Genomic DNA, 16,960 nt, shown 5'->3' with positions numbered 1-16,960 from the left:
ATTTCAAGTTTAGCCGGCTTTCTTATTTGTCTCAACATACTAAGAATTTGAATTGGTGATAGTAAGCAACCAATTTTTCATTCATCATTCATCATTCTTCATTTTATTGGAGTCTTCCGAATTTATAGGTTCCTTTTTTAATCACTTTTCCATCTTTATCTGTTTCTACAAAAGGACCATCCTTCTTTCCTTGTTTGAAAAAGCCATCGAAGCGATTACCATCTTTGTCGATTTGTACGCCTTGACCCTCTTCCAATCCATCAACGAACCCACCTTTATATTGCATACCAGCAACAGTTTTCAGAGTGCCTTGTCCATTGGGACGGTTATCTTTCCAGTCACCGTCATAAACATCGCCATTGCTCCATTTATAAACTCCTTTACCATCACGTTTATTATTTTTCCAGCTTCCTTCATACACAGCACCATTCGCCCAGGTAAAAGTACCTTTTCCGTCTTGCATACCGTTCTTGAAATTACCTACATATTTATCACCGTTAGCATGGTAATAAACTCCTGGACCGGTTCGCTCACCTAAGAGATACGAGCCCTCATAACGGTCGCCCGTGTGAAAGTAATAAGTACCTTTTCCATGTTGAATATCATCCGCCCAGTCACCATCATATTTATCTCCATTGGTATACTCAAATACCCCTTTTCCGTGACGAACATCATCTTTCCAGTCTCCATCGTATTTACAGCCGTCATCCCAGTTCATGATACCTTTACCGTTCTTCTTATCATTTTTCCAGTGACCGGTATATTTGGCACCGTTTGCCCAAGTATATGTACCTTCGCCTTCACGCTTATCATTTACCCAATGACCTACATACAAATCACCGTTATGATAATACATAGTTCCTTCACCATGCTGATAATCCTGATACCACATACCGTCGTAACGGTTATTATTCATAAAATAATAGATACCTTTTCCGTGCTGCTGATCCTGGAACCACTGTCCTTCATATTTTTCTCCGTCGGGGAACATATAAATTCCATATCCTTCACGTTTCCCTTTCACATATTCACCTTCAAAGACATCACCGTTTTTAAAAACCGTTTTTCCTTTTCCGTTCGGTTTTCGGCCTTTCATTTCTCCCGTATAGACACTACCATCTTTAAAAGTATAGTTGCCAATCTTTATTTCAGTGGAGAATGTATCTTTAATTTTTCCGAAAAATCCGCCTTTTTTTCCTTCATTTTCTTGTGCCATTACTCCCTCTTGTGCGAGGAGAGCCAATAAAAGTGTAGTATATAGATATTTCCTCATTGGTTTTAGTCGTTACTCATTTTAGAATTACAATTTGGACAAAGATACAATTTCTATCCCAAACAGCCCACTTTCGGAAAGCAATTTATGACAACTTTTTACCTGCAATGACCTCTTTTAATGTCTCTTTGCACAAATAGCGCTGTGCCAAATCTTGTATTTCTGCAGGAGTAACCTCGTTTACAGCCAGCAGAGAACGTGAAAAGTAGTCATCATCCAGACCGGAAGTAGCAATAAAGATCCATGCATCCGAAAGTGAGAAAGGAGACTCATAACTACGGCACATTTCGCCCAACATATAGTTGCGTACGATAGTCAGTTCTTCCATCGACACAGGTTCCTGATGCAGACGGTCAATTTCATGATATACTTCCTGTATCAACGGTTCCACATATTCATTATCCGTTTCTGTCGAGATTGCCAGCAATCCGCTATCCGGATAAAACATGATTCCTGCTGAAATGCCATAAGTATACCCCTTTTCTTCACGGATATTAGACATCAGACGACTGCCGAAATAGCCTCCGAATAAAGTCATCAATACCCGGAGTTTCAGATAATCAGGATGGTTACGAGTGATGGTTGTATATCCCATCTTTACAGCACTCTGCATGGCATCCTCACGTTCTATAAAAATCCTCTTTTCGGGAACGGCAGTAAAAGGAAAACTTAATTTCGATGCCGGCTGTTGATGTTGACCAAAAGAAGTGCCGAATGTATCCGTCACCCGGCTGATAATATCCTCCGTCACCCTGCCGGATAAGAAAATAGAGCAATTACCCGAATGGTAATACCGTTCATAAAATTCACGAAGCACTTCCGGAGTGATGGCATGATAATCTTCCTCCACCACTATTTTACCACATGGATGCTGTTCGCCATAAAGCGACTTCAACAGACTGCGATGTGCCAGGAAATCAACTTTGGAAGTATTGACCAGATATTGTTGGATATTGGTATCGAGGATAGTATGCAATTCTTTCTCCGGGAAAAGCGGTTCTTTAATCATGGATTCTACCACTTCCAATGTTTTCGCCAAATACTTATTCAACGAATAAACAGTGATGTATGCATACTCCGACGAGCTGGACAGTTCGAGCCACGAACCGTAGTAATCCAGTTTCTCGGCAATGGTAGCAGCCGTATATTTTGTCGTACCTTCGCGCAACATCCGGTTTGTAAACAAGGCTTGCAGTTTCTGCGACTGCTGCCAACGGGCTCCAGCGAAAAGCACATCTATGCGTACTACTTCCTGTTCACCCGCATTAATAACAGTCAATGGAATACCATTTGGCAATGTCATTCGGACGGGAGGAAGTATACGAAAATTTTTCAGGGTTTGTATTTCAGGTTGTATTTTACGATCCATACGATTAGATTCTATTCTTCAAAAACTCTTCTGCCCGTTCCAAGTCTTGCGGGGTATCGATTCCGATGGTTTCTACTTCACTAATGCCTACCTTTATCTTATATCCGTTCTCCAGCCAACGGAGCTGCTCCAAAGATTCAGCCAGTTCCAGAGAAGACTGCGGAAGCATGGTTATCTCTTTCAGCACATCTGTACGATAGGCATACAGTCCGATATGCTTGTAGTAGGTATGTCCCTTCAGCCAGTCCTGTTTCTCAGCATTACGCTGATAAGGAATAATGGAGCGGCTAAAATAAAGCGCGTTCCAGTTCTTATTGACTACCACTTTCGGTGAATTTACGTTTTCCAGTACAGCAAACGGTTCATCTGCAGTAAAAGGTTTCACCAGCGTGGCAATCTGCGTGGTTACATCTTCGAAACAAGCCTTTACCGCATCCAATTGTGAAGGCTGAATAAAAGGTTCATCTCCTTGTATATTAACCACGACATCAAAGTCACCTCCAATCTTTGTACAAGCTTCATAACAGCGGTCCGTACCGCTTTTGTGATGAACAGAAGTCATCACAACCTTACCTCCGAACGCCTTGACAGCAGCTTCAATACGCTCATCATCCGTGGCTACATAAGCGTCATCCAAAACGCCAGCCACTTGCTCATACACACGTTGTATAACAGTTTTTCCACCCAACATAGCCAATGGTTTTGCAGGAAAACGAGTGGATGCATAGCGGGCAGGTATAATTCCAAGAAATTTCATCTACTTAATAAATAATGAAGAATGGAAGGCAGATAATGACTGTTGTATATATCCCCTTTGCCAATCTTCCGGTTTTACTATTTTGTTATCATATAAAAGCATGTCAATGTCCAGACAAACTTTCTCCTCTTTTTTATCTTCCGGACGACGTCCGGATCTTTGTTCTATATCTTTCAGCATTTTCCTCACTACCTCTTCATCCTTATCGGAAAAGAACATAACCACTTGGTTGGAAAACAAAGCCGGATTCTTAAAAAATAAAGGTTCAGTTTCCAATTCGGGCGCAAAACATATAGAAGAGAACGATTCAGTCAGTTTCTGTCTGGCAAAAGTCAAATTCTCTTTCCTGTTGTAATTACTCCCTATGCAAACAATATACCTATGCATTAAAAAATAAGTATTAAGTAGTAGGTATTAAGTATTAAACATTAGATATTAGAGATATTACACCTACAGGTAAGTGCCCCAAACGCTACGGTTAATACTTAATACTTTATACTTATTTCAGACTTAGTTAAAAAGATCGTCCAATCCCCCCTCTTCTATCACCTCTCCGTCCGGAGTTTCCGAACCGGCACACGGATCAAATCCTTCAGGGAGTTTAAATTTCTCCTGCTGGTCATATCCCAAAGTCGGGTCATCATACACTTTCTTCATATACAATGCCCAAATAGGCAAAGCAGCGGCAGCTCCCTGACCATAAGTCATTCTACCAAAGTGAATGTCACGTTCATCACCTCCTACCCAACAACCGGATACCAATGAAGGAGTGAATCCCATAAACCAGGCATCAGAGTTATCATTGGTCGTACCTGTTTTCCCACCCATATCGGCGGTAATTCCATAACGACGAACACGCCCACCTGTTCCTTCATTAATAACAGCGCGCAACATAACCAGCATTTTATATGCACTTGAAATACTTATCACCTCCTCCATTTGCGGTGCAAAGGTAGAAAGCACATTACCGTCACTATCTTCAATGCGTGTAACAAACAATGGAGCTACACGAATTCCTTTATTGGCAAAAGCTGTATATGCACTTACCATCTCACCCACAGAAATTTCACAAGGTCCCAGACAAAGCGAAACCACCGGGTCGATTGCTTTATTACGAACCCCAAAACTATGGATCAAACGTACAAGATTATATGGATTCAGTTTGCCCATCAAATAAGCAGAAATCCAGTTGTCAGAATTAGCCAATCCCCACTTCAGAGTCACCATTTCCCCATAACGTTTATTGTTTGCATTACGAGGCGTCCAAGGAGTTCCGTTCTCATCAATCAACGTTTGCTCTACGTGGCGTGTCTGATCACAAGGAGAAAAGCCATTTTCCATTGCTAATGTGTATAAATACGGTTTGATAGTAGAACCTACCTGACGACGTCCCACCATTGCCATATCATACTGGAAATATACATAATTCGGTCCGCCTACATAAGCCTTCACATGTCCGCTTACCGGATCCATCGACATGAATCCTGTCCGCAAGAAAGATTTGTAGTAACGGATGGAATCCATCGGTGTCATAATTGTATCTTTATCTCCTTTCCAGGAAAAGACGGTCATTTCTTCCGGGGTATCAAACGCTTTACGGATCTGCTGTTCCGAAGCTCCCGCCTCTTTCATAAGACGATAACGATCCGTCTGCTTCATTGCTTTCATCAGCAACTCTTCTACTCGTTTTTCCGGTAGTGATCTTGCATACGGGGCATTTTTGCTTCCCTCTTTTTCTTTGAAGAATACAGGTTGCAAATAGTCACCCAAATGTTCTTTTACGGCATCCTCTGCATATTGCTGCATACGTGAATTGATCGTCGTATAAATCTTCAACCCATCTGTATAGATGTTATAATTCGTACCGTCTTTCTTTTTATTTTTTGCACACCAGCCATACAACGGGTTAGTTTCCCACGCGATAGAATCTTCGTAGAATTTTTGCATTTGCCAACCACGATAATCACTTTTTACCGGTTTCGGTGCTGTCATCACACCACGGAGATATTCGCGGAAATAGGTAGCCAATCCCTCTTTGTGGTCAACGCGGTTATATTTTAGTTTCAGCGGAAGAGCCTGCAAAGAATCACATTCTGCATCTGTGATATAACCAGCTTTACGCATCTGCTCAAGCACTACATTACGACGGCCACGCGAACGTTCGTTGAAACGAACCGGATTGTAAAGCGACGGATTCTTACACATACCAACCAGCGTAGCCGCTTCTTCAATCTTCAAATCCTTCGGTTCGCAGCCGAAATAGGTATGCGCAGCAGTTTTAATACCAACCGCATTATTCAGGAAATCAAATTTATTGAGATACATACTCAATATTTCCTCTTTGGTGTAGTAACGCTCAAGTTTCACCGCAATCACCCATTCAATCGGTTTTTGGAAAAGACGTTGAAGCGTGTTTCTCGCCACATTTTCTGTAAACAACTGTTTGGCAAGCTGTTGCGACAAAGTACTACCTCCACCTGCATTTTTCTGAAACATCAAACCACGTTTCACAAACGCACGGAACAATGCTTTGGCATCAATTCCAGAATGTTCGACAAAACGAACATCTTCCGTTGCAATAAGAGCATTGATAATACTAGGCGACAAATCCTTGTAAGCTGTGTACACCCGGTTTTCCTTACTGTAAGACCATGTGCCAAGCACTTTTTCATCTTCAGAGAAAATCTCCGTTGCAAATTTATAACTCGGATTTTCAAGTTCCTCTACAGGAGGCATATAACCAATCCAACCCTTTGAGATAGAGACAAAGATGACAACAATAGCCAACACAATGACTGCCAGAAATATCCAAAGAGCCTTTATTATTTTTCGAATCATGTTTTTTCTTGCTTAAAATGACGCATTTAATTAAGGTACAAAGGTAGATAAAATCCGCTATTCAGCCAACGAGTTTGATTATAATTTCTATTTTGTTAAAATATGGAGCGGCACTCATAACAAATAGCACGAAACAAAACAAAAAAGAGTATTTTTCAAGAAAGTAATCCTCTATTATATCTAAAACACAAACAGGCGGGATTTTTCCCGCCTGTTATTCATTCATAAATATACCTATTTATAAGATAATCAATTACAAGTTTGCTGCCTGTACACCGACCACTCCGGCAATTGCACCAGCAACAGCAATAATCACTTTCAAAATAATACTCCACGTTTTTTTCATAGACATTTTTCTTTTTTATTAAACACTAAATAAACACCCTAACCATCAATCGTTAATTGACAATTCATTATGCGGCAGGATCCGGTGCTTCTCCGCTACCGCCACCTTCATTTCCTCCACCTTCTTCTCCGCCATCATCCGGTTTTTCAGGATCATTAGGAGAAATAGTCATATTAAGCTTCTTCAGATATTCATCCAAGCTAATCAAATCCAACTTCTCATCTGCACGGGTGGCAGTCTTTGTAACGCGCAGCTCTTTATTCGCCTGAAAAAAAATACGAACGCTCTCTACACTTTTTGCATTAATATCCTTCGCCAGTTCGGCACCTTTCGAACGGGCAGTCAACATAAAGACGCCCAGACCTTCAATATTCACAGACTTACCTTCCAGCAGCTGCTCCTTCATCTTTTCCACAAAATTTTGGATCACACTCTTGATATCACCGACAGACAACGAAGAACGATCCTGCATTTTCTGTGCAATATATTTCAGATTGACAGACTGACCTAAAGTGATCAGATGCGGATAATATCTCTTGGGAGAATTGGGAACACGCGGATCTGTTGGGCGCGTAATGACTTTGTAAATTACACTCATACTACGTTTTTTTAAAGATTTAAATTCAAGTTATTTATTCACGTTTTGTTGATCAACACTGCAAAGGTGAAGCTTTTATTCCGGATAGAAAAGAAAAAAGCCCCTTGCGGAGCTCTTTATATTCATTCAAATTATTAACAACTTATTAATCAACAACATATTTTCGTTCCATCACATACAATGTAGTCTTTATGCGGAGCATCATATCTATTCGTCCACATTTTAATCAAGCTTATTCTTACCTCCTTATTGGGAATATCCAATGTATATAAGCCTAATTCCTTATCATAACTTTTTATTGTGATATAGCCATTTTGATATAATAACGGAAGAATACTTATCATATTCTCTGTGGGTGCATAAAAATCATCAACAATAGCTTCTCTTTTTCCTATCTCGGAAGGCGCTACACCAAATTTATCCAGCATCTTTATCAAATAAGTAGGTGTACCACTACCAAACCAATAAGAATTAAATTTACCATCTGCAAAAGCGTTAAGCAAACTGAATGGATTATATATATCAGGAGACGGATAAGTGAAATGATAGCCGTCGTAGTTTTCTTTCAGTTTTGCCAATACCTCTTCAGAAGTAACCTCCAGTTTTTGGGCTAATGCGTCTACATCATCTTTCATTTGGGCAAGTATCTCGTTTTCTGTAATACCGCAAATGGCAGCATAAGACTCATTCATGCTAATATTCTTGATATTGTTCAACTCACTAAATATACTAAGTTGGGAGAATTTGGTGATACCGGTCAAAAACACATACCGCAAATAAGGATCACACGCTTTAAGAGGGCTGTAGAAATTGCGCATGATGTTACGCAATACGCCAAGCCTCTCTTCCTCGTGTACTACATCCAGCAGAGGAGCATCGTACTCATCTATCAGCACAACCACTTGTTTCCCTGTCTGCTCGTAAGCGCGCTTGATGAGTCCTTCCAGACGCTGATTTGGATTAACCTCTCCCTCCATCTTTCCGTAAACCTCCTCATAACGAATTAGCTTCATATTCAACTCTTGCAACAGCTGTTCACAGTCTGCATGCTTGGCTGTACTCATATCAAAGTGAAGCACTGGATATTCCGTCCACTCCTTTTCCAGCTTTTCTATAGCCAACCCTTGAAATAATTCTTTCTGACCAGAGAAATAACTATGTAATGTAGAAGTCAACAATGACTTACCAAAACGACGAGGACGACTCAAGAATACGTATTTAGTGAAATGTACCATCCAATACACATATTCCGTTTTATCAATATAAAGGTAATTACTTTTCCGTATTTCCGAAAAAGTCTGTATTCCGATGGGGTATCTTCGTAAATTTTCCATTTCAATTCGATTTTTCACAAAGCTACAAAAAATATTCATCGCACCATTCACTGTTTTACAAAAAAAATATCAACGATCTTCACAGACAGTTGATATTATAGAAATCACATCGGATTTACACCGACATGAGGGCGTTGATCAGGAATACACCGCTGTATATTTCCTGACCACAAAATGTAGGGTTCTTCATGTGTGTAGCATAAAGTTAGGGACCTACATGTTTCATCTCACTTTTGTGTAAAGTATTATAAACCACTCTATGACATTATTAATTTTAAAATATCTTGGTTATCAATGGATTTATTCTTCCTTACCAGATTGTTCTCCATATCCATAACCATAGCCGTATCGTTTACCATAACCATAATACTTGCCATATTTACCATAACCGTAATAATAACCGTACTTTCTTTTCTTCAAATCCAAACCATTTATTACTGTACATAGGTTAGGCAACTTATTTCCATCAATAAGTTCATTAATCAAAGTATACTCATTTTTACGGGTATAATCCGCACGACATACATAAACAGATAAATCAGCCACACGTCCTATTAATAAGGTATCAGTTACCATACCGACAGGAGCGGTATCGAGAATCACATATTCAAAATTCTTTTTGAGAGTCTCAATCGCTTTATCCAATCCATCACGTGCTAACAATTCTGTCGGGTTAGGAGGAACTGTTCCACCAGGAAGAATATAGAGATTCTTACTGACATCAGAGAGCTGTACCAAATCCATCAAATTCTTTTCCGGATTAGCCAAATATTGAGTTATACCTTGTTCTCTTTTTGATATATTGAATACCTTATTCAAACCTGGCTTGCGGATATCAAGACCAACTATTACTACTTTCTTCCCTAATAAAGAAAGACTGATAGCAAGATTACCAGAGATAAAAGATTTACCTTCACCACTGACTGTGGAAGTAACTAAAATCACCTTCTTGCCATTTCCAAGCATAAACTGAAGATTCGTTCGGACATTGCGAAAAGTTTCACTCATCAGGTTGTTTTGATTCTCAAATACAGCAATAGCTCCCTGCTTTTCATCTGTCAACGGGATATCACCGACAATAGGTGCACTAGTAAGTTTTTCTACATCTGCACGACCTTCAATCTTGAATTTGGTTAATTCAAGCAAATATATAACCCCTACCGGAATTCCGACTCCTAGTATCAAAGCGATCAAATAAGTAATTTTACTTCTAGGAGCCACAGGAGCATCATCTGCTATAGCTTCATCTATAATCTTCGCATTATTGGCTGTAGCAGCCAGAGTTATAGCATTTTCTTCACGTTTCTGAAGAAGCATCAAATAGAGTCCGGCCTTAATTTCCTGCTGACGCGCAATACTCACAAATTCGCGCTCCTGCCCAGGTGCCTCACTAATGCGACGGGAATAACGGCTCGCTTCACGATCCAGATCTGCCTTTGTGATAAACAATCCACGCAACACCCTGTCTAAAGAAACTTGCACATTCTCTTTCATTGCACTAATGCTGGTATCCAGGTTTATAATGGTAGGATTATTCTCCGTTGACGTACGCAGCAAACGTTTTCTCTCAACAAGCACATCATTATAACGATTAATGGCAGCCGCAAGATTCACATCCTGCAATCCGATATTACTAGGCAGAACCTCGTAACCTTCATTCTGCATATATTTCTGAAGGTCCTGCAGCAAATTAATCTGGGTTTGATTCTCCACACGTTTCTTTTCATATTCAGCACTACCAGTTAAAGCGATCTGAGCATCACTGGTCAAATCCGTAATACCTGCCCCACGTTTAAAGCTTTCCAGGTCCTTTTCCGTACTACCGAGTTCTTTTGAAATTATTCCAATACGTTCATTGATAAATTCTGCAGTTTTCTGTGCCACTTCATTCTTATCATTATTCGTATTAATATTATACATCTCCAATAATTTATTGATAAAATCTTTGCCTCGCTGCACATTTGAGTTTTTCAACGATATGACAGCTACAGAAGTAGTTTTGGAAGTGGGTTCTATAGTCATATTCTTGCAACACCATTTCGCTACAGCCAAAGGCTTATTAATTGTTGCTGTTATATTGCGTGTGGTCTTTTCCGAAGCTGTAGTTTCTTCCGATGTTCTTTTAGAAGATAATACCGAGTCCGGCGTCAGGAAAAAAGCCAATGTCCCTTTATCGGTAGGAAAAACCGCCGGCAATTTCTCAAAATGTTTCTGATATTCATCATCGTCAATCTTCACAGTCACATCCATACTTCCCTGTGGTTGTAATGCCATTTTCACAATCATCGGCTCCTCCAACAAATCAGCCTCCTGCGGAGTCAGACTCACTTGTACAGGTGAAGTCTTATACATGTTCCTGGAAGGAAACTCATCCTCATCTGTATAAGAAATATAAAGTCCCAAATCTTCAACCACCTCTTTGACGATAGTCTTTGAACGGAGAACTTCAATCTCGTTGTCAATATTCTGCGAAGAAGAGATCATACCATCCAATCCCAGACTCTCCAACCCGGAAAGCATTCCGGCACTCCCCCCTTTCTTATCATCCTTTATTAAAACCGTAGCGGAAATATTATATACGGGAGTGGATACATACAAATAGACCCATGCCGCAATCAAACACGCCACAACCGCCCCCACAAACCAAGGCCAGTGGATCAAATATTTAAACAATAGTTCCTTAACGTCTATATTTTCTTCCTTAGATTCTTGTGCTTCGTTGAAATCTGTTTCTTTCATTACAAATCATTATTTTAAAATATTTACTAATAGACTGACGATGGATACCAAGATAGAGGTGGCAGAGAACCAAAGACTGGTACTGTTACCTACATCTGAATTTCGAGCCTTTGCTTTATTGGGAGTTACATAAACAATATCATTCTGTTGCAACCAATAGTAAGGTGAAAGAATGGTTTCGGCCTTGTTCAAATCCAAAGTTACAATTTGCTGTTTGCCGTTTGCATCTTCACGAATCAACTTTACATTATCACGAAGACCGTATACCGTCATATCACCAGCCATAGCCAATGCCTCCAACAGATTCACTTTCTCATTAGAGATAGTAAAAGTTCCGGGACGGGTAACCTCACCGATAACAGATATTTTATAATTTACCATACGGACCGTTACGATGGGAGTCTCCTTCATGTAAGGCTTCAATTTATCTATAATCAGCTGTTCTGCTTCCCTTTTCGTTAAGCCTCCTAACTTCAATTCTCCTAACACCGGAAAATTTATGTTTCCTTCATTATCTACCAAATAAGGCTGTAATACAGGTTGAGTAGTCACATAAGACGAAGTACTCACAGCTATTCCGGCATTGCTGGCAACCGTCAGATTAAAAGGTATCGCAAGTTCAGGATTAGTACACGATACCACAATAGTCAACAAATCCTTGGGCATGATCTTGGCATCATACAATTTTTCCTGTTGTTCTACCTCGTTCACAACTTCCACATTCTGGAAATAGGGAACCTTTTTATAAGACTGACAGCCAGCCAATAGGAATGGCAACAATAGTAGCCACAAATTTCTTTTGTTTAGTCTTCTCATCATAATTCTTAAATTCATAATTAAACGCCCTTTAATTCCTAAGTTTTATTTTTTTAATATGCTTCTTTTTCTCCATGTATAGCATTATACACCGTCTTATACATAATATATAAGTCCAATAAAAAAGTCCAATGCTCTATATACCAGATATCACGTTGCACACGTCCCTCCATCTGCCAGAGCTCTTTCGTCTCACCGCGAAAGCCCGTCACTTGAGCCCAGCCAGTTATTCCAGGTTTAACGAAGTGACGAACCATAAACTTGTTTATCAGATTAGAATATTCCTCCGTATGCTTTAACATGTGAGGACGAGGACCTACAATAGACATATCTCCTTTCAATACATTGATAAATTGAGGCAATTCGTCCACACTAGTCTTTCTCATTATCTCTCCGATACGTGTTTTACGAGGATCATTTTCCGTAGCCTGAAGAGTGTCACATTGCGCATTAACCTTCATTGAACGAAACTTGTAACACCAGAATTCACGACCATCCTCACCACTGCGTTTTTGTTTAAAAAAAACAGGACCGGGAGAACTTAACTTTATTGCAATTCCGAAGAATATATAAACGAACGGAAAAACCGTAATAAGAAATAACCCTGAACAAACAACATCAAAAGCACGCTTGATAATACGGTTCTCCAGTGATTCCAATGGTTCACAACGAATAGAAAGTACAGGAACATTCCCCAATAATTCAAAATGCATTCTACGCTTCAAATAATTACGGACATTAGGAACACTAAAGAAACGGACCAAATGGTTTTCGCAGTAATTAATGATAGGGACAATCTCTGCACTTCGCGCAGAAGGAAGGCTACAATAAAGCTGATTGATCTCTCCCGCATGTTTTTCTAAAAAAACACTTACTTCATTTGGTTGTCCCAAATATGGAACATCCTGCGGATACCGGTCTGAAGGAAAATCCTCGAAATACCCCAGTACACGATAACCGGACGTAGGATCATCCGTCATCGCATGATAAAGTTCCTGCATATTCTCATGGCTTCCAACTAATACTACCTTGCGAACATTTCCTCCCTTTTTTCGATAAAGCTCCAGAAAGTGACGGGAAATTAGACGATAGCTAATAATGACAATTATCAGTGCAACATAAAACAGTCCGAAATAGCGGGAATGAGAAAAATGAAAATGAAAAACAAGCAACGTACAAACCGAAAAAAAGACAAAAGGAACCATGTTACGTAAGACACGGATCATGATCTGCTCAGGACGCACCACAGGACGATGAAGAATAACACCTGAATGCATATTACAAAGTAAATAACACAGAGTGATAAGAGTCATTCCCTGAAAGATAGAACCGCAATGGGTACACCAGAAACGAGTGCCCAGAAACAAATTAAATCCCCATAAAAGCAGGTTCAGCAAAATAAGATCCCCAAAAAGGACCAAAGATTTTAGGACTTTGTTAAAACGTTGGACTTCCTGCATAGTAATAAACTATAAAAATTAAAACATATTTTCATATACAGAAACAACCTGTTCTGCTATTTTATCCCAGTTATATTCATCCATTGAATAGTGGATAGGACAAAAATCTTGCATTAGATTCTTTTGTAGTTTTTCCTGCAGTTGCCCCTCGTTTCCAGCCTGAAAGTAGCAATCAAATGTCAACCCTACTTCCAGGTTTGCAGGAATATCACTCACAATCACAGGAAGATCATAGCTCATCGCCTCTAATAGAGCAATAGGTAAACCCTCATGAGAAGACGGCAAAACAAAACAACGGGCATAAGTTAGCAGTTCATGCAACTTAGTACCTTTAATAAAACCAGTCAGAATTACCCCATTCTCTTTTGCCAAAGACTTCAGTTTCTTTGAATAATCATCCTCAAAATCTGTATCACCTGCAAGCACCAGTTTATAATTCTGTTGTTTCAGAGCTGCAAAAGCACGAATCAATTGATGAAAGTTCTTTTCCGGTACAAATCGTCCCATTGCAAACACATATTTACAGGGTTCTACTCCTATTTCAGATAAATAATCTGTACTATCAATTTTGTCCGGCGTAGGTACTCCATTATAAATAAGATGACAATCCTTTCGGCCATATTTACGTACCAGAATATCGTTGATTACCTCTGAAATGACAATCACCTCATTAGCAAACATACATCCCATCCGTTCCCCAAATCTCAACATCGTCTTCGCAGCAAATCCCCACTTATTCCGGTCATAATCGGGACCATGATGGGTAAACACTACCTTCATACCCAACAGACGAGCAAAGGGAGTCAACAAAGCAGGGCCTATAGCATGAATATGCACAACATCCGCATGCAGACTCTTAGCTTTCAATATAGCTTTGAATGTATGAATGATAGCTTCGAATGATTTCTTCTTGGGGGTCTCAAGATCCACCAGCTTTACCCCTTTGTATTCCTCAAGCGAATCATGAACGTAGCTTTTTCTCCGAATCAGAGTGACGTCAATACTTTTTCTCGCAATACGTGGAAAAAGCTCCTCACAATGTGTCTCGACACCGCCAAGGATATTAGGTATTCCCCGGGTGCCAGTTACCATGACTTTCATGATCTTAAAAACTCTCTCTTAAATCTCCCTGACAAGGATCCTGTCCTACGTTATACCAACATTTGTCCAAACACGCAGGCTTACCTTGTATACTCAAGAATTTATTTTTCAATGCCCATTTCAGAGGATGCTTAATATATTTATGCATCACCGGAGAAGCAGTGCCTACCATCCAACAATTCTTCGGACACTTGCCCACCATAGCACGCACTTGTTGCGCCTGTTCACTTTCCCAAATAGTCATAAAATTCGGAGTTTCACGGATATTACCCATTTTCTTCATCCAATATTTTTCTTCCAAACCATTACATGGATACACATCGCCATAAGGCTCAATAAAGAAATTAGCAGAACCGGCTTCGCAAGGCAGCATACGGCGACCTCCTTCTATATAATTGATTAGTCCCATATTAAAAAAAGCACGGAACCAGCTTTTTGGATGATTCTCTTTCAATTGCCATTTTATCAGCTGTTCAAAGTTTTTACAAACTTCGTCTTTATTCGTTATCACATTATCATCTTTATGAAAATAATACGAATTATGAAAAGCGGCTGTAGCAAACTCCATTCCCAATGATTTACTCAATTGATAAAGCGAAAGCATGTCTTTTGAGTTATTATTGGATACTGTACATCCAAAACCGATGTCTTTCAGTCCCACATCTTTCAATGTCAATAACGTACGCAACCCTTTATCAAAGCCACCCGCATGACCACGCAACTCATCATTCTTGCAACTTAATCCCTCGATAGAAATACGAATACCGATATTCGGGAATTTTTTAGCCAATGCTACCACACGATCTTCAAACCATCCGGATGTAGAAATCACAATACGATCCGTATGTTTATAGCATTCTTCAACAATCTTATCCAAATCCTCACGAATGAAAGGCTCGCCACCTGTCAGATTTATAAATTTCAGCTTTGGAAGTGTACGTAACTCCTCTGGCTGTATTTCTTTACTCTTTTCTGTGGGATACTGCCACACATTACACATCTTGCAACGCATCGGGCAACGATACGTCAGAATAATGCTCGCGTCCGTAGGACACGGGATATTATTTGTAGTCATAATATAATAAGATTTTAAATATATACGAAAGAAATATGTTTCCTCATCACTTGGTATAAATCTTCATCAGCTGTTTATAGTAAGCATCTGCAGAGTATTTTTCTTGTGATTTTTTGGCCAATGATTCGTAATCAAACGTATATGTGAACATCATCTCAATTTTCTTTTTTAAATCCACTATATCTTTTGATTTGAACAACATTCCACTTTTTCCCTCTTCTATCAATTCGGGAATACCTCCAATGCATGCTCCCAAAACTGGAGTTCCTAAACATTGTGCTTCAATCACTGAAAGTGGATTATTTTCGTTACATTCCGATGAAATAACACTAAAACGAGCGCGTCCTAATAGTTCTTTTATTTCCGCCCATTGTTTATAGCCTACAAGTTCGATATTTGTTCCTTTGCACAGTATTTTCAACTCTTCCATCAGGGGGCCTTCACCAATAATTTTCAATTTATATGGCAACTGACGAGCTGCTTTTACCAATGTAACCACCCCTTTTTCATTAGATAGACGACCTATAAAACAATAATAATCCAGCTTATTATACTCTTGCTTCCTTGTTTTTTCTATATCTATAAAATTACAGAGTGTACACATTTCTGTTTTATTAAAACCTCCTTGTATCATCTTATTCGCTATAAATAAACTTGGGCAAATAAATATATCTGTACACTTCTCCAAACGCTCACGATTCCATGATACTGCTTCCTTATAAGCTAAGAAACTAGCAACAATAGAATTCTTCATACATTTATACTCAAGCACCTTACGTTTATCCATAAAACATTCTTCACAGGCTATTTTTCCATTTCGAAGACAATCATAACGAGGGCAAAGAAGCTTCAAATCATGTAGAGTCCATACAACTTTAATATCTCTTTCATGTGCTAGTTCAGCAATTATGGGAGAAAGTTGCGTATGAATATTATTCAAATGTACTACGTCAGGTTTGAATTCATCTAGTAATGCACAAAATTTTCTTTTTACTTCATTTGTACCTAATGGACGCAAAAAAGCTTCCAACATTCCTAATCCGGGTTTAAACTTCACTTCACTCGGAAAATATTTTCTCCATGGAGTTTCCAAATTATCAGGATAATCCATGGAAAATATCGCTACCTCATGTCCATACTCCCGTAGCAATAACTCTAGATTAAGCGTATAGATACAATCACCACCACGACGATAATAAAACTTGTTTGCCAATAATATTTTCATAAGAAATAATTAAGTATTTTTCTAACCAT

The 16,960-nt window shown here is 39.3% G+C and carries 13 protein-coding genes and 1 pseudogene; all 14 read right to left on the bottom strand.

What is annotated here, in order from left to right; genetic code table 11:
- Positions 1 to 103: 103 nt before the first annotated feature.
- Complete coding sequence (locus DW173_RS13615) at positions 104 to 1,273, bottom strand: phosphatidylinositol-4-phosphate 5-kinase (protein ID WP_008022501.1); 1,170 nt, start codon at positions 1,271 to 1,273, stop codon at positions 104 to 106.
- Positions 1,274 to 1,358: 85 nt separating this feature from the next.
- Entirely contained in the window at positions 1,359 to 2,642 is a 1,284-nt protein-coding gene (locus DW173_RS13610; RefSeq protein WP_120144569.1) for a M16 family metallopeptidase, read from the bottom strand.
- Positions 2,643 to 2,646: 4 nt separating this feature from the next.
- Positions 2,647 to 3,399: a 3-deoxy-manno-octulosonate cytidylyltransferase gene (gene kdsB / locus DW173_RS13605; RefSeq protein WP_015531050.1), complete on the bottom strand. Its 753-nt coding sequence runs from the start codon at positions 3,397 to 3,399 to the stop codon at positions 2,647 to 2,649.
- Entirely contained in the window at positions 3,400 to 3,786 is a 387-nt protein-coding gene (locus DW173_RS13600; protein WP_008640040.1) for a 2-amino-4-hydroxy-6-hydroxymethyldihydropteridine diphosphokinase, read from the bottom strand.
- A 123-nt stretch (positions 3,787 to 3,909) separates the two neighbouring features.
- On the bottom strand, positions 3,910 to 6,237 hold the full coding sequence (locus tag DW173_RS13595; RefSeq protein ID WP_120144568.1) for a transglycosylase domain-containing protein: 2,328 nt from the start codon (positions 6,235 to 6,237) through the stop codon (positions 3,910 to 3,912).
- Between the two features lie 253 nt (positions 6,238 to 6,490).
- Positions 6,491 to 6,583, bottom strand: coding sequence for a smalltalk protein (locus DW173_RS23835; RefSeq protein WP_151433315.1), 93 nt, complete (start codon positions 6,581 to 6,583; stop codon positions 6,491 to 6,493).
- 67 nt (positions 6,584 to 6,650) lie between these two features.
- Positions 6,651 to 7,181, bottom strand: a complete 531-nt coding sequence (locus DW173_RS13590; RefSeq protein WP_008022512.1) for an HU family DNA-binding protein — start codon at positions 7,179 to 7,181, stop codon at positions 6,651 to 6,653.
- A 197-nt stretch (positions 7,182 to 7,378) separates the two neighbouring features.
- A pseudogene (locus tag DW173_RS13585) lies at positions 7,379 to 8,554 on the bottom strand (AAA family ATPase); the annotation flags it as partial.
- 261 nt (positions 8,555 to 8,815) lie between these two features.
- Entirely contained in the window at positions 8,816 to 11,254 is a 2,439-nt protein-coding gene (locus DW173_RS13580; RefSeq protein ID WP_120144567.1) for a GumC family protein, read from the bottom strand.
- Between the two features lie 9 nt (positions 11,255 to 11,263).
- On the bottom strand, positions 11,264 to 12,088 hold the full coding sequence (locus DW173_RS13575) for a polysaccharide biosynthesis/export family protein (protein WP_049702721.1): 825 nt from the start codon (positions 12,086 to 12,088) through the stop codon (positions 11,264 to 11,266).
- Positions 12,089 to 12,123: 35 nt separating this feature from the next.
- Positions 12,124 to 13,530, bottom strand: coding sequence for an undecaprenyl-phosphate glucose phosphotransferase (locus tag DW173_RS13570; protein ID WP_120144566.1), 1,407 nt, complete (start codon positions 13,528 to 13,530; stop codon positions 12,124 to 12,126).
- Positions 13,531 to 13,548: 18 nt separating this feature from the next.
- Positions 13,549 to 14,631 carry a glycosyltransferase family 4 protein gene (locus DW173_RS13565; protein ID WP_120144565.1) on the bottom strand — a complete coding sequence of 361 codons (1,083 nt, stop codon included), beginning with the start codon at positions 14,629 to 14,631 and terminating at the stop codon, positions 13,549 to 13,551.
- 4 nt (positions 14,632 to 14,635) lie between these two features.
- Positions 14,636 to 15,706: a radical SAM protein gene (locus DW173_RS13560; RefSeq protein ID WP_120144564.1), complete on the bottom strand. Its 1,071-nt coding sequence runs from the start codon at positions 15,704 to 15,706 to the stop codon at positions 14,636 to 14,638.
- 46 nt (positions 15,707 to 15,752) lie between these two features.
- Positions 15,753 to 16,931 (bottom strand): glycosyltransferase, encoded by a 1,179-nt coding sequence (locus DW173_RS13555; RefSeq protein ID WP_120144563.1) that lies wholly within the window; start codon positions 16,929 to 16,931, stop codon positions 15,753 to 15,755.
- Positions 16,932 to 16,960: the final 29 nt, after the last annotated feature.

Source organism: Bacteroides sp. AM16-13 (assembly GCF_003602705.1).
GTDB classification, from domain to species: domain Bacteria; phylum Bacteroidota; class Bacteroidia; order Bacteroidales; family Bacteroidaceae; genus Bacteroides; species Bacteroides xylanisolvens.
The sequence above is the reverse complement of the archived record's forward strand: the minus strand, read 5'-3'. Positions and strand labels throughout refer to the sequence as shown.

What these genes read in the sequence shown, in the direction of transcription:
- DW173_RS13595 (WP_120144568.1), bottom strand. Translation starts at nt 6,237, where the DNA reads ATGATTCGAAAAATAATAAAGGCTCTTTGGATATTTCTGGCAGTCATT.
- DW173_RS13590 (WP_008022512.1), bottom strand. Translation starts at nt 7,181, where the DNA reads ATGAGTGTAATTTACAAAGTCATTACGCGCCCAACAGATCCGCGTGTT.
- DW173_RS13560 (WP_120144564.1), bottom strand. Translation starts at nt 15,706, where the DNA reads ATGACTACAAATAATATCCCGTGTCCTACGGACGCGAGCATTATTCTG.
- DW173_RS13565 (WP_120144565.1), bottom strand. Translation starts at nt 14,631, where the DNA reads ATGAAAGTCATGGTAACTGGCACCCGGGGAATACCTAATATCCTTGGC.
- DW173_RS13600 (WP_008640040.1), bottom strand. Translation starts at nt 3,786, where the DNA reads ATGCATAGGTATATTGTTTGCATAGGGAGTAATTACAACAGGAAAGAG.
- kdsB (WP_015531050.1), bottom strand. Translation starts at nt 3,399, where the DNA reads ATGAAATTTCTTGGAATTATACCTGCCCGCTATGCATCCACTCGTTTT.
- DW173_RS13570 (WP_120144566.1), bottom strand. Translation starts at nt 13,530, where the DNA reads ATGCAGGAAGTCCAACGTTTTAACAAAGTCCTAAAATCTTTGGTCCTT.
- DW173_RS23835 (WP_151433315.1), bottom strand. Translation starts at nt 6,583, where the DNA reads ATGAAAAAAACGTGGAGTATTATTTTGAAAGTGATTATTGCTGTTGCT.
- DW173_RS13615 (WP_008022501.1), bottom strand. Translation starts at nt 1,273, where the DNA reads ATGAGGAAATATCTATATACTACACTTTTATTGGCTCTCCTCGCACAA.
- DW173_RS13610 (WP_120144569.1), bottom strand. Translation starts at nt 2,642, where the DNA reads ATGGATCGTAAAATACAACCTGAAATACAAACCCTGAAAAATTTTCGT.
- DW173_RS13580 (WP_120144567.1), bottom strand. Translation starts at nt 11,254, where the DNA reads ATGAAAGAAACAGATTTCAACGAAGCACAAGAATCTAAGGAAGAAAAT.
- DW173_RS13555 (WP_120144563.1), bottom strand. Translation starts at nt 16,931, where the DNA reads ATGAAAATATTATTGGCAAACAAGTTTTATTATCGTCGTGGTGGTGAT.
- DW173_RS13575 (WP_049702721.1), bottom strand. Translation starts at nt 12,088, where the DNA reads ATGAATTTAAGAATTATGATGAGAAGACTAAACAAAAGAAATTTGTGG.